This is a genomic window from Rahnella sp. Larv3_ips (assembly GCF_003697865.1).
Taxonomy (GTDB): Bacteria; Pseudomonadota; Gammaproteobacteria; order Enterobacterales; family Enterobacteriaceae; genus Rahnella; species Rahnella rivi.
Genome location: NZ_MJIB01000004.1, coordinates 438,459 through 451,919, shown reverse-complemented (window position 1 = coordinate 451,919; position 13,461 = coordinate 438,459). Strand labels below are relative to the sequence as shown.

16 protein-coding genes are annotated in these 13,461 nt (G+C 49.7%); 2 read left to right on the top strand and 14 right to left on the bottom strand.

Annotated features, from left to right (window positions below):
- Positions 1-8: 8 nt before the first annotated feature.
- The 5 genes from potG to nfsA all read right to left on the bottom strand — a co-directional run bounded on the left by potG (position 9) and on the right by nfsA (position 5,119).
- The gene (potG, locus tag ED901_RS04515; protein ID WP_056769838.1) at positions 9-1,142 is read right to left on the bottom strand and encodes a putrescine ABC transporter ATP-binding subunit PotG; all 1,134 of its coding nucleotides are present in this window, start codon (positions 1,140-1,142) and stop codon (positions 9-11) included.
- Positions 1,143-1,308: 166 nt separating this feature from the next.
- Positions 1,309-2,418: a spermidine/putrescine ABC transporter substrate-binding protein PotF gene (potF, locus tag ED901_RS04510; protein WP_122095037.1), complete on the bottom strand. Its 1,110-nt coding sequence runs from the start codon at positions 2,416-2,418 to the stop codon at positions 1,309-1,311.
- A 428-nt stretch (positions 2,419-2,846) separates the two neighbouring features.
- Entirely contained in the window at positions 2,847-3,332 is a 486-nt protein-coding gene (locus ED901_RS04505; RefSeq protein ID WP_122095035.1) for a YbjN domain-containing protein, read from the bottom strand.
- A gap of 143 nt (positions 3,333-3,475) precedes the next feature.
- Positions 3,476-4,378: a 30S ribosomal protein S6--L-glutamate ligase gene (gene rimK / locus ED901_RS04500; RefSeq protein ID WP_056769827.1), complete on the bottom strand. Its 903-nt coding sequence runs from the start codon at positions 4,376-4,378 to the stop codon at positions 3,476-3,478.
- A gap of 18 nt (positions 4,379-4,396) precedes the next feature.
- A complete protein-coding gene (gene nfsA / locus ED901_RS04495; RefSeq protein ID WP_122095033.1) occupies positions 4,397-5,119 on the bottom strand; it encodes an oxygen-insensitive NADPH nitroreductase in 723 nt (240 codons plus the stop codon).
- Between the two features lie 280 nt (positions 5,120-5,399).
- On the opposite strand from nfsA, the gene ED901_RS04490 reads away from it, so the two are divergent.
- Complete coding sequence (locus ED901_RS04490) at positions 5,400-5,666, top strand: GrxA family glutaredoxin (protein WP_056769821.1); 267 nt, start codon at positions 5,400-5,402, stop codon at positions 5,664-5,666.
- 106 nt (positions 5,667-5,772) lie between these two features.
- Here the strand turns inward: ED901_RS04490 and ybjM are convergent, their stop codons facing one another.
- Complete coding sequence (ybjM, locus tag ED901_RS04485) at positions 5,773-6,144, bottom strand: inner membrane protein YbjM (RefSeq protein ID WP_056769819.1); 372 nt, start codon at positions 6,142-6,144, stop codon at positions 5,773-5,775.
- A 327-nt stretch (positions 6,145-6,471) separates the two neighbouring features.
- Here ybjM and ED901_RS04480 point away from each other — a divergent pair, with 327 nt between their 5' ends.
- The gene (locus tag ED901_RS04480; RefSeq protein ID WP_122095031.1) at positions 6,472-8,154 is read left to right on the top strand and encodes an aspartate:alanine antiporter; all 1,683 of its coding nucleotides are present in this window, start codon (positions 6,472-6,474) and stop codon (positions 8,152-8,154) included.
- 583 nt (positions 8,155-8,737) lie between these two features.
- On the opposite strand, the gene ED901_RS04475 is transcribed toward ED901_RS04480, so the two are convergent.
- From ED901_RS04475 to ED901_RS04435, 8 genes are all read right to left on the bottom strand, one after another.
- Positions 8,738-9,169 carry a hypothetical protein gene (locus ED901_RS04475; protein WP_122095029.1) on the bottom strand — a complete coding sequence of 144 codons (432 nt, stop codon included), beginning with the start codon at positions 9,167-9,169 and terminating at the stop codon, positions 8,738-8,740.
- Complete coding sequence (locus ED901_RS04470) at positions 9,147-9,539, bottom strand: polymorphic toxin type 44 domain-containing protein (protein WP_056769803.1); 393 nt, start codon at positions 9,537-9,539, stop codon at positions 9,147-9,149. Before ED901_RS04470 ends, ED901_RS04475 begins: the two co-directional genes overlap by 23 nt.
- A gap of 11 nt (positions 9,540-9,550) precedes the next feature.
- Positions 9,551-10,042, bottom strand: a complete 492-nt coding sequence (locus tag ED901_RS04465) for an Hcp family type VI secretion system effector (RefSeq protein ID WP_122095027.1) — start codon at positions 10,040-10,042, stop codon at positions 9,551-9,553.
- A 257-nt stretch (positions 10,043-10,299) separates the two neighbouring features.
- Positions 10,300-10,521: a DUF6434 domain-containing protein gene (locus ED901_RS04455; protein WP_122095023.1), complete on the bottom strand. Its 222-nt coding sequence runs from the start codon at positions 10,519-10,521 to the stop codon at positions 10,300-10,302.
- 28 nt (positions 10,522-10,549) lie between these two features.
- Positions 10,550-10,951 carry a bleomycin resistance protein gene (locus tag ED901_RS04450; protein ID WP_240993867.1) on the bottom strand — a complete coding sequence of 134 codons (402 nt, stop codon included), beginning with the start codon at positions 10,949-10,951 and terminating at the stop codon, positions 10,550-10,552.
- Between the two features lie 137 nt (positions 10,952-11,088).
- Positions 11,089-12,198: a porin OmpC gene (gene ompC / locus ED901_RS04445; protein ID WP_122095019.1), complete on the bottom strand. Its 1,110-nt coding sequence runs from the start codon at positions 12,196-12,198 to the stop codon at positions 11,089-11,091.
- A gap of 600 nt (positions 12,199-12,798) precedes the next feature.
- Positions 12,799-13,086 carry a hypothetical protein gene (locus ED901_RS04440; RefSeq protein WP_056769791.1) on the bottom strand — a complete coding sequence of 96 codons (288 nt, stop codon included), beginning with the start codon at positions 13,084-13,086 and terminating at the stop codon, positions 12,799-12,801.
- On the bottom strand, positions 13,079-13,461 hold a 383-nt coding region (locus ED901_RS04435), incomplete at its 5' end, for a GNAT family N-acetyltransferase (RefSeq protein ID WP_162997810.1). The genes ED901_RS04435 and ED901_RS04440, both read right to left, overlap by 8 nt.

The following is a 13,461-nucleotide window of genomic DNA, read 5'->3' as shown; positions in this document are numbered from 1 at the left end:
AGCCCCTCTTAAACGGTCAGCACGACGCAGCTGTCGGCTTCCCAGCACAGGCGCACTTCATCGCCCCAGGTTGGCATGCCTTTGCGGAAACGGTGGCCGTTTTGCAACTGCGCGGTAATCATCTGTCCGCTGTGTAATCTGACGTGATAAATCGACAGATCCCCCAGATACGCGATGTTCACCACTTCGCCGACCGCAAAGTTGCTGCCATCTTCCGGCACCTCTTCACAGAGCATGATTTTTTCAGGACGCAGCGCCACATACACGGGTACGCCGTCGGTCACCGACACATCCACGTCCACTTTCAGCGGATGCACCAGCCCCGGAGAGGTCAGGATCAACGCATCGTCCAGACGCTCTTTGAGTACGCCTTCGAACACGTTGACCGAGCCGATAAACTCCGCGCTGAAACGGCTGGTCGGATGCTCATAAATCTCTTCCGGCTCGCCGATTTGCACGAACTTACCGCGGTTCATGATGGCGATTCGCCCGGCCATGGTCATGGCTTCTTCCTGATCGTGCGTGACCATGACGCAGGTCGCGCCCACGCGCTCAAGAATATCCACCACTTCCAGCTGCATCCGGTCGCGCAATTTTTTATCCAGCGCGCCCATCGGTTCATCGAGCAGCAATAATTTCGGACGCTTCGCCAGGCTGCGGGCCAGTGCCACACGCTGACGCTGACCGCCGGAAAGCTGATGCGGCTTACGTTTGGCAAATTCCTGCATGTGTACCAGCGTCAGCATTTCTGCCACACGGCTTTTGATTTCCGCCGAGGGTAATTTGTCCTGCTTGAGCCCGAACGCAATGTTTTGTTCCACGGTCATGTGCGGGAACAATGCGTACGACTGGAACATCATGTTGATCGGTCGCTGATAAGGCGGCACCTGCGAGAGATCCACGCCATCCAGGACAATCTGCCCCTGCGTCGGCTGCTCGAAGCCGGCCAGCATGCGCAGCAGCGTCGATTTGCCACAGCCGGATGCGCCCAGCAGAGCAAAAATCTCGCCTTTGTAGATGGTCAGACTGACATCATCCACAGCGGCCTGGCCGTCAAAAGACTTGGTTAAATTGCGGATCTCCAGTAAAGGCGTGAAACCTTTCTGGGACTTAGGCTGCGGGCGGGGAATAGCGTCGTTCACTCAGAGAAATCTCCGGTATCAGGATAAAGCAGATTCAAATAAGCATAACAGTCAGGGGAAAAAGTGCCTGACCGCTACGCCCAAAATAGGGCCGGAAGCAAAACGTCAGCGGCCCCGCCATGAACAGGCGGAGCCGCTGAGAAGTCTTCCTGACTTTTAAACGGTATTATTTGCCCGTCTTAACCTTTGTCCATGATCTTGTGATCACGCGGTCAATCTTCGGATCCTGAACTTTCAGGCTGAAGAGTTTGGCCTGCACATCCGCTGGCGGATAAATGCCTGGGTTATTACGCACATCTTCGTTAACCAGCGGTGTCGCCGCTTTGTTGCCACTCGCGTAATACACGGTGTTACTGATTTGCGCGATGACTTTCGGCTCCATCAGGTAGTTGAGGAACTGATAGGCTTCGTCAAGATTTTTCGCATCAGCAGGAATTGCAAACACGTCGAAGAAGGCCAGCGCCCCCTCTTTCGGAATGCTGTACGCCACGTTCACGCCATTTTTAGCCTCTTTCGCGCGGTTAGACGCCTGCATCACATCGCCAGCCCAGCCAATCGCCACACAAATGTCGCCGTTCGCCAGATCGTTAATGTATTGAGAAGAGTGGAAATAACGGATGTTAGGACGCAATTTCAGCAACAGATCGTTCGCCGCACCGGTGTAATCAGAGGCTTTGGTGCTGTTCGGATCCAGATGCAGGTAATTGAGCACTGTGGCATAAATTTCTGCCGGGGCGTCTAAGAAGGAGACACCGCAGCTTTTCAGCTTCTCTAAGTTTTCTGGTTTGAGCACCAGATCCCAGCTGTCCACCGGCGCATCTTTACCCAGCACCGCTTTCACTTTTTCGACGTTATAACCGATACCGGTGGTCGCCCACAGGTAAGGAATCGCGTACTTGTTACCCGGATCGTGTTGCGCGACCATTTTCAACAAGTCAGGATCGAGGTTTTTATAGTTAGGCAGTTTGCTTTTATCCAGCGGCTGGAACACGCCCGCCGTCAGCTGGCGCTCAAGGAAACTGGCTGAAGGCACCACTAAATCAAAACCGGTGCTGCCTGCCATCAGTTTGCCTTCCAGCACTTCGTTGGAATCAAAGACGTCGTAAACCACTTTAATGCCGGTTTCCTTCTGGAAATCAGGCACGGTGTTTGGCGCGATATAATCGGACCAGTTATAGATATGCAGCGTTTTCTCTTCCGCAGACGCTGTGACGGACGCGGCCATTACCAGACCGGCGACAACACCCGATAACCACTTTTTACGCAGGGTGAACATCCGTTACTACCTCCAAGCCAGGGGAATATGTCATTGAATTTGCATCACTGAAATGGATACAAAACCCTTCACTACCAAGCCAACTGCCGGGCACGAAAATATGCATAGGCATTCAATGTTGGCGAATACGCTGCCTGCGAATTAACCGTTTGGTTTTACGACGTAATCACGCTTGATGCAGAGTCAGAAGCATAGCGCCTGCAACCCGCGTGTACCAGCCTCCTGAGACAAAACCGGCGTTTATCGATTAATTATGCAAATTTGATGTACAGCGTCTGGCATTTTAGCCATTAACAAAGTGAAATATAGGGCAACATCGGGTAAACAGCAGCATAACTTATCGCGAAAGCGAATAAAGGCAGCGGAGCCGTGGTTGTTACGGCTCGCAGGAAAGGATCTTTAAAGGAGAGAAAAAATTAAAAAAGGGATCAGTGCAGTAACGGCAGAGTGACCGACGTGGCAGGTGCGCCGTCTTCTTCTTCATCACCGATAAACAGCAAGTCATTGGCATGAGCTTCGAGAATGATCATCGACATCTGCTCTTCTGCCTGTTGCAGGAAGAAGGAGAACTGCTCATGGGTCACGCCTACTGCTATTGTCAGCGACTGACAAACAATCAGCTTCGGTAAATTATCGTCCTGAATATCCACGAAGGCTTTGATGGTCAGCGAGCTGGCATTGATCGAGCTTAAATCAGCCACCAGCGGGATCAGCGCCGTCGGCTTCACTTCGGCCAGCGCCGAGAACAAAATCACGTTGTCCACAATGTCGAGCTTGGCATCAAAAATGCCATCGAAATTCTGCATATGCGGCAGATGGAGAGCCTGACAGGAATCACACTCGAAAAAAGAAATGCCCAGCTGATCAAGCCAGCGCCGCAACAGCGCTAAATCAGGGACGATGAGCGAATCCATAGAATGCCTCACGAGTTCAACAACGAAAATAACCCCTTCCGTAATGCGCAGGGCCTTACGAAGGGGCGATAGCTTACGGAATTATGCCGGCCAGCGCTACGATCAAAACCGCCTTGATCAACATTAGGCCGATCAATTGAGAATTAGCCGCCGGATTTTAAGCGAAAACCCGGTTTCGCACGCTGTTCGATGTAATCGATCATCATCCCGGCGATGTCCAGACCGGTGGTCGTCTCGATACCTTCCAGCCCCGGTGATGCGTTGACTTCCATCACCAGCGGCCCGCGATGTGCCCGCAGAATATCCACCCCGGCGATATCCAGCCCCAGCGTCTGCGCGGCTTTCACCGCAATGTCTTTCTCCTGCGGGGTAATTTTGACTTTTTTCGCCGTGCCGCCGCGATGAAGATTGGAACGGAAATCACCCGGTTTGGCCTGACGCTCAATGGCCGCAACCACGCGCTTTCCTATGACCAGACAACGAATGTCCCGCCCTTCTGCTTCGCGGATATATTCCTGCACCAGAATATGCGCATTCAGCCCGCGAAACGCGTCAATCACGCTTTCTGCTGCCTGACGGGTTTCCGCCAGCACCACGCCGATCCCCTGCGTGCCTTCCACCAGTTTCACCACCAGCGGCGCACCGCCGACCAGCGCGATGAGATCTGAGGTGTCGTCCGGCGCATTGGCAAAGCCGGTGATCGGCAGATCAATGCCTTCGCGCGCGAGGATCTGCATTGAGCGCAATTTGTCGCGCGCCCGGGTGATCGCCACCGATTCATTGAGCGGAAAACTGCCGAGCATTTCAAACTGACGCAGCACGGCGGTGCCGTAGAAGGTGATCGCCGAGCCGATGCGCGGGATCACGGCCTGGTAAATATCGAGCTGCCGTCCGCGATAATGCACGCTGGGCGCGGCGGGATTAATGTTCATATAACAAGACAAAGGATCGATGATATCGATCTCATGCCCCCTGCTCTGCGCCGCTTCCCGCAGGCGTTTGCACGAATACAAAGACCCGTCACGGGAAAGAATAGCAATCTTCATCCGACACTCCGTCGCCGTTTAGCGCGTTGCCCAACCTTGCTTATGCAATGCGTCCAGCATAAACGGACGCTGTTCCTTTTTCAGGGTACGAACGATCAAATCACTCCAGGTATCACGGCGTGCATTGCTGTCACGCTGCAAATAATACTGACTCAGCGCTTCGTCATATTCCGCCAGCACCTCTTTGTCCAGCGGCTGATAGCTGTTTTCATGCACCAGCATTGACTGCGGCATACGCGGCTTCACCTGATGATCCTGCGCCGGTGTACCGATGCAAAAACCAAACAGCGGCATGACAAATTTAGGCAGTTCCAGCAGCGCCACAACGTCTTCAACCTGATTACGAATGCCGCCGATAAACACGCCGCCCAGCCCGAGTGACTCAGCCGCCGTCATCGCATTTTGCGCCATCAGCGCGGTATCCACACACCCCAGCAGCAGTTGCTCGGCAAGGCCGAGCTCAGCCTGCGGATTGATTTGCTGGTTACGGTTGAAATCAGCGCAGAACACCCAAAATTCAGCAGCGCTGGCAACGTATTTCTGACCGCCGGTATAGCCCACCAGCTTTTCACGAAGTACCGGATCGGTGATACGAATAATTGAAGAGCACTGCAAAAAGCTGGATGTCGATGCGCCCTGTGCCGCCGCAATGATGGCTTCACGCTGTTCATCTGACACAGGCTGATCGGTAAAAGCACGGATGGAACGGTGGGAACGCAGGAGATCGATAGTCGGTGTCATGAAAAATCCTTGGACTGAAAAATAATATACATCAGCGCTCAATGATTGATGCTGCTCACGCCCTTTGCAAGTCTGGCGGCATCAATTGCTTTAACAATGTGCTGTCGTAAAAATGGCTTTCTGTTCATTTGGATAGGTCAAAGGTATCGGACTGACAGGTAATTCCTGCTTTTTTTTATGGTTTGCAACAGGCATAGTAGCGACATCAAAAAGGTGATGTAGTTAACAAAACGAATCGTTTCCTTTTCATTCATTTTTAAAATCAAACAAAGGAGTCTCCATGTTTGCAGTAATTTTCGGGCGTCCTGGCTGTCCTTATTGTGTCCGTGCAAAAGAGTTGGCTGAAAAACTGACTGAAGAACGTGATGATTTCAACTTCCGCTACATCGATATCCATGCAGAAGGCATCACCAAAGCCGATCTGGAAAAAACTGTCGGCAAACCGGTTGAAACGGTTCCACAGATCTTCCTCGACCAGCAACACATTGGCGGCTTCACTGATTTCGAAGCTTATGCGAAAGAGCATCTGGCATTGTTCAGCAACTGATCCGGCGTTAACAGACGATCAGTCAAAAAAAATAAGATGACACACAGCATAAAGGCGCTCACTGAGCGCCTTTTCTTTTGGCTTTTGGCTTTTACTTACCGTCAGCTCAGGAATGTCTGAACTGGCGGTAAGCCGTCATCAGCAAATGGATCAGCATCGCACCCAGCACGCACCAGAAAATGGCGCTGGTGGCATAAGCCAGTTCCTGCACCGGCGGGCGTATGCGGGGGAAGAACGCCCAGCGAAGCAGAAAACATAAAGGTATAGAAGTCAGTCCGCCGACAAAAGACGAAAATATCGGCGACTCCCTGGCGATCATTGCCGTTAACATGCCGGGCAGCAAAAATAAAAGCAGGCCGTATTCAGGACCAGGCCCGGTGTTTCTGACCACGATCCAGCTGTTTTTTAAAGAAATAAAAATCACGATAAAACAGAGACAACACAGAACCGGGGCTCTGACCTTGCGCCAAAGTGCCATTTTACTTCCTCCATAAAGTTGGCGAGTTTTCACAGGCTTTGATGAATTGCATTTGATGCGGTTTTTTACCTGACAGAGCCTTCTGGCTCACTTCCCTGACGCGCCACGCAATCCCGCGTAACACAAATTAGGCGTTTACATCATTTTATCCGGGCTTTTCTCTGGCTGAAGAGACGTTCTATGATTAAAATGACGCCCGAACCCTGCTTTTCCCCGTCGTCTGCACTGCGCACACGCGGAGTAAACACGCAGGAATGTTCTCTTTCTGAATTTATCCTTTACATTCTCCCATATCAAGAATTTGTTGGTAAACAATAAGTTATCCTTGTGAATATAAACGTCGCTAGTTTGTTAAACGGGAATTACATCCTGTTATTATTTGTAGTTTTGGCACTCGGTCTGTGCCTCGGAAAAGTGCGTCTGGGCTCCGTTCAGCTGGGAAATTCTATTGGCGTATTAGTGGTTTCCCTGCTTTTAGGCCAGCAGCATTTCAGCATTAACACCGAAGCGCTCAATCTTGGTTTTATGTTGTTTATTTTCTGCGTGGGCGTCGAAGCCGGACCCAACTTTTTTTCGATTTTCTTTCGCGACGGCAAAAATTATTTCATGCTGGCGCTGGTAATGGTCGGCACCGCGATGCTACTTGCGCTCGGCCTTGGACGGCTGTTTGGCTGGGACATCGGCCTTACCGCCGGTATGCTCGCCGGCTCCATGACCTCCACGCCGGTGCTGGTGGGTGCGGGAGACACGCTGCGCAATACCATGGGCGGTAACAAAATGCTCGGCCCGGAACTCGACAATCTGAGCCTTGGCTATGCACTGACTTATCTCATCGGGCTGGTCAGCCTGATTTTCGGCGCACGCTATCTGCCAAAACTGCAACATCAGGATTTACCGACCAGCGCGCAGCAAATCGCCCGCGAACGCGGTCTGGATACTGACAGCAAACGCAAAGTGTATTTACCGGTAATCCGTGCCTATCGCGTCGGGCAGGAGCTGGTGGCCTGGGCGGATGGCAAAAATCTGCGTGAACTGGGGATCTACCGCCAGACTGGTTGCTATATCGAGCGTATCCGTCGTAACGGGATTTTGGCGACACCTGACGGCGACGCGGTATTGCAGGTCGGCGATGAAATCTCACTGGTCGGCTACCCTGACGCGCATTCCCGGCTCGATCCGAGTTTCAGAAACGGCAAAGAAGTCTTCGACCGCGATCTGCTGGATATGCGCATCGTGACCGAAGAAGTGGTGGTGAAAAATAACCACGCGGTCGGTAAACGCCTCAGTCAGCTCAATCTGACCGATCAGGGATGTTTCCTGAACCGCGTCATCCGTAGCCAGATAGAAATGCCGATCGACGACAGCATTGTGCTTAACAAGGGCGACGTGTTGCAGGTTAGCGGCGATGCGCGCCGTGTGAAGAGCGTGGCAGACCGCATCGGGTTTATCTCGGTACACAGTCAGGTCACGGATTTGCTGGCCTTCTGTGCATTCTTTATTGTCGGCCTGATGATTGGCCTGATCACTTTCCAGTTTAAGAACTTCACCTTTGGTATCGGTAACGCGGCAGGTCTGCTGTTCGCCGGGATCCTGCTCGGCTTCCTGCGCGCCAACCACCCGACTTTCGGCTACATCCCGCAGGGGGCGCTGAACATGGTGAAAGAGTTTGGCCTGATGGTGTTTATGGCAGGCGTCGGCCTGAGCGCAGGCGCGGGCATCAACAACGGTCTGGGGGCTATCGGCGGGCAGATGCTGATTTCGGGGCTGATCGTCAGCCTGGTACCGGTGATTATCTGCTTTATCTTTGGTGCGTATGTTCTGCGCATGAACCGCGCATTGCTGTTCGGCGCAATCATGGGGGCGCGAACCTGCGCGCCTGCGATGGAAATCATCAGCGACACCGCCCGCAGCAACATTCCTGCACTGGGTTACGCCGGAACCTATGCTATCGCTAACGTATTACTGACGCTGGCCGGGACGCTGATTGTTATCATCTGGCCGGGAGCGTGACGTAATTTACTGATGTGTAATGTGGAAAAAGAAAATCAATAATTTTTTTAAATTTTTGCCACATGAAACGAACTTTTATAGTGGGAAGCAGTCTTAATTAGTGCCACTGCTTTTCTTTGAAGTCCCCAAATTTGGAGAGCCCGTCAATCCCGCCTCGTTAGGTTCAAGATTGATGGGTTTTTTCTTTTCTGCTTTAAAATCAATCACTACCCATCAGATAAAGCCCTGCTTCGTTGCCCTGGGGACAGGTAAACTTCGCCTTTCAGGCGTTTCTATAACGGCCCGTCGCTCAGTCATATCCCTCTTTTACCATTGAGATAAGCCACACCCTCTCTCCTCCCTATCGGCCAGATTGGAGACACTGGAATACCCTGCTGTACAAAATCCTTTTTCATGTTGAGGCTTACACTCTCGTCATGAAATAGATCACCGCACTGCAAATTTTCAACGAACGAATAAAATCCGTCTTTGGCAGCTTCTGCTCTGCCATCGATAAATCTACACAGCGCTGCGTGCGACTAACGCGGGTTAGTGTAGGCAAAAAAAACGGCTTCCAGTCGCGGAAACCGTACGTTGTTAAGCTCTAAGTATGGCTATACGCAAACAATTCGATAGAGGGGATATATTCGATCCCATCAGAGGTATATAAGACTGAATTTGTAAAATCGTAAATTCTTCCAGTGATTCTTACGGTTACCAGACGGCCAATTTTAGTCACTTTTGCTTCGCTGCTATCTGATGTAAGAAACGGAGACATTTCACCCAAGGCTTTTAAGGGATTCTCAGCTATCTTTCCCGACAAGTAGTAGCGATATACTTCGGAAACGGTAGCACCTCCACCCTGATATTTCGTTACGTAGAGCCACGTATTTTCGTTTAATTTCTGCGATTTAAATAGTGCATCGTCATAGGGCGGACCAGTGTAATGCTGATAAGCCACATAGCTTGCCACTAGCAGTAATAAAACAACGGTTACTACACGATGAACCCATTTAATAACCATGCTGTTTGGCATAATCAATACCTTGTTTAATCCATCTTTGATCAACCGGATCATCTCCATATGGCGCTACGCCATGCCAACTGCTCCATTCTTTTCTGGAGGTACCCGCCATACTTTGTGCAAATCCACCGCCCATTAGTAAAATATCTGGCGGGATACCTGCAACATATCCTGTAGCGCCATAATTAAAATTACCAAAATCAGACAGTTTTCTGTTCTGTTGCTTATAGTCCCATGGACCTCGGTTTCTTACCTTTTGATAAAACCAGTAATAAGTTGCCGGGGTTGCCATTCCCTTGCTCATGCCACGCGCTTTTGCTTCCATAATATTTTTATTCAGAAGACTAAACCCAGCATTTGGCATTATAGGAATAATAGCCATAAAGAGTTTCCCTACGCTGTTTTACGCTCATTCCATGAGTCAGAAAAAATGAGATTTCCGTCGCAGTGTTTCCATGTGATTTTTTCGTAACGGAATTCTATCTGCTCTAAGTGATTTTGATGGAGAGTAGCAGGGTCTTTACAATCGTGCATCACGGGTGCAACTGATACCACGCGGACATTTTCTAACAGCATGTTGAAGTATTCGACCTCCTGTCCTGCATCATTGATGTTGTACCATTTGAGTTCCGCAGATTTAAGCGTCTGACCGGTAGCAACAGCCTTATACAAATATGTTGAGGAACTATCAAAACCCTTTTCAAGAATAAATGCACCATGAATTCGATTGCCTGTTATTTTTCCCGTATTATTATCAGTCGGGGTATATAGCCGATGACTGAATGCAATCACCTCTACGCTACCTTCTCGCCCAACGACATCTACAGACCCTTTAATACGTGCTCCGCCATCATCTTTCAAAAACAAATAAGCTGGAATAGCCATTATAGAACATCCTTTTTCATTTAAAAAACTGTGGTTATTGTAAATCCAATTTAATGAGTTTTAAAACTTTCGAGGGAAAAATAAACTGCCGCGCGCCAATCAGCAGAGCACTCACTGAACAGAGAGTCGTAAGAAGGGAGAGCTGTTATGAGCGAAGGGTTTTTATTTTTCTGTTCTGAATCACCCGAAATCAATTTCTGAATACCTGGCAGCCGGTTAAATGGCGGCAGAAAAATGCCGCATTTCATCTCTTTCCGTCAGCCGTTCTTTGGCTCACTATGTCGCCGCGTCCATTCATCCGCCACGTCACCCAGGCTTTTGGGTGTGTCATTACGGATCCACGCCATAAAATCCCGATCAAAGGTAAAATCCTCACCGCATTCCTTTTTTAGAAAGCGTCTGACATTTTGGGTGTTTTTATAGCTCTCATTCACGCGAGTCTGACGCGTTAATGGCTCACTGTGCCAGTCAAATACCATGCTTGTCTCCTGCAGGAGTTGCCTCCTCTCAATTCTCGATCACCCTGATAAGTGAACCGTCGATATCAATCATTACGCCCATTTTCATGCCCCATGACTGGGTTTCTGGCAGATGAACGCACGGGCGTGAATGAGGATCTTCGCCAATACCGGCAGCCTTAAAAGCAGCAAACATTTCATCGACATTATCCACACGCAGGCAGCAACTGAACCAGCTGGTTTGCGGATCAAGATCGGTATGCAGGAAAAATTCCAGCGTGATGCCGCCGCGAACCATGATAAGCCAGCTGTCATCGACGTAGGTCGTAGTAAAACCCACACTGCCGTAAAATTGTTGGGTGTGTTCGAAGTTACGGGAAGGAAGATTGGGTGTCGCGTGATCGGTCATGACGGCCTCGGCTAATGACAGGTTTATCAAAGGATAAGCCATGATGCCTCAGGTAGCGCGGGAATTAAACGCTTAAAAGAAACGCTGAATGCCATAAAACAAAAAACCCTTCCCGACCGGGAAGGGAATCAGACACAGCAGACTAACAGGCCCGAATTAAATCTGGGCAAAAGGGTTTATCAGAACTGATAAACCAAACCTACCGCCACAATGTCATCGGTGTTGATGCCAGCGTTGCGGGTAAAGCGGGTGTCATCCATCAGGTTGATTTTGTAATCAACGTAAGTGAGCATATTTTTGTTGAAGAAGTAAGACGCGCCGACATCAACATATTTGGTCAGGTTCTGGTTGCCATAACCCTGGATGTCTTTGGCGTGAGACTGCACGTATGCCAGGGACGGACGCAGACCGAAATCAAACTGGTACTGTGCAACGGCTTCGAAGTTCTGCGCTTTGTCTGCATAACCGTAAGCGGTGCTGCCTGCTTTACCAAAACGGTTGGCGTTGTAGCTCTGGGTGTACATCGCTGCCAGATAAACGTTGTTGGCATCGTATTTCAGGCCGCCGCTGTAAGCCGTTGCTTTATCGCCGTCACCGAGGATCGCCGGGTTGTTACGGCCATTTTGTTCGTTGGTACGGTCTGACGCCATCATTGCTGCAGCAGCACTGAAGCCTTCGCCCAGATCATAGGTCACGGACATGCCGTAGCCGTCGCCGTTTTGTGCCAGTACGTCACGGCCATTGTTGGTTTCAGTCGCGCTGCCGTTTTTACCCTGATATTGCACTGCAACATCCAGGCCATCGACCAGGCCGAAGAAGTTCTGGTTACGGTAAGTCAGCACACCGTTCGCACGCTGGAACATGAAGTTGTCTGCGCCGTAGGTATCGCCGCCGAATTCTGGCAGAACGTCAGTCCATGCTGCAACGTCATACATCACGCCGTAGTTGCGGCCATAATCCAGTGAACCAAACTCGGCGAATTTCAGACCCGCGAAGCCGACACGTGTGTAGTTATTAGCATCTTCACTTTCTGCTTTGTTCAGTGCAGCCTGATATTCCCACTGGCCGTAACCGGTCAGTTCGTTGTTAATTTGTGTCTCACCACGCAGACCAAAACGCATATAAGACTGGTCACCGTCTGAGCCATTATCGCTGGAGAAATAGTGCAGGCCATCAATTTTGCCGTAAAGGTCAAGTTTGTTGCCGTCTTTATTATAAATCTCTGCAGCGCCTGCAGTGCCGGCCATCATCAGAGCGGGAACGACCAGAGAAAGTACGCGTAATTTCATCATCAATATCCTTGATTAATTTATAAACTATAATTTTTGCCATCGGGCAGTATTAATTACTCGCTACTGTGAAGATTTATATCTTCTTCAGGTCCTGAGCAGATGGACGTCAAATTAAACGAGGATAAGTTCCGTTGCAACCAGAAAATATTTGAAATAAATTCCGTTTAGGAATGATTTAAAAATATAACGACCGACCTCAATGTTATTAACATCGGCTGTTATATGAGTGGATAATTTATATAAGACTTTTCCAAACCACCCATTAAAACACTTTACTATCAGTGAGATACAACAAAATAAGCCCCTCTTTTTTATTATTACATTTTGCAAACACCTGGCGAAATAAATGCTAATTATCTTAATCAGATTATTATTACCTGCCACAAGTATTGTCAGGCAACTTATTAGAAGTGTAAGTTTTTGTATAGATCCGGGGCTGACCTTAACGTTATTATTGCGATTCAAACTAAAATAATTTACCAAAATGAATACAGTGATCCGGTGAAATAATCATTATTCACTTTCAATGCCAGGGTTACGGAATTAAAAAAACCACCTTGCCGGTGGTTTTTTAGACTCTTTCTGCCCTGTCAGAGATTACATAATACGAACGAGGTGCTTATCTTTGCCCCCTAAACGTCCGTCAGTCTGATTCCATTCTTTTTCATACGCCTGATAGGCAAATACAAAAGCCTGATGTCCGTCTTCAAAATTCTGATCGGGACGTTTGTGCCAGCCAGAATAAGCGTCGTAGCGTAAAATTTCATACACGCCTTCCACCGGACGAATAAGGTAGGTGTAATGCTCACAAAACTCCGGCGCATAGGGAATATCTTCCCCTGCTTCCAGAGTGATGAACAGACCGCCGAGACGTAACTTAATCATTGATTTCCTTTTTCATGATCCACAACCGGGTGGTTTGCGTGGCGGTCACATAGGTATTCTCCGTCACCTGATGCATCCCCTGACGCTGATAAAACCCGATAGCGGGCAGATTGCTTTGCAATACATCCAGCCACAATACCGGCTGCCGGTGCGCTCTGGCAGCGGCTTCTGCCGCGGCAAAAAGCTGGCTACCGAGTCCACGCGAACGGCTGTCCGGGGTGAAATAGAGTTTGCAGAGTTTCGCTCCCCGGCCTTCTGCCTGATCCAGCGGCTGATCGAAATGCAGTTTCGCAAAACCTGCAACGACACCCTTTTCCACCGCCATAAGCCAGCAGTAACCGGGGTCGTCTAAACTGCCCAGCATCTCTTCATCGC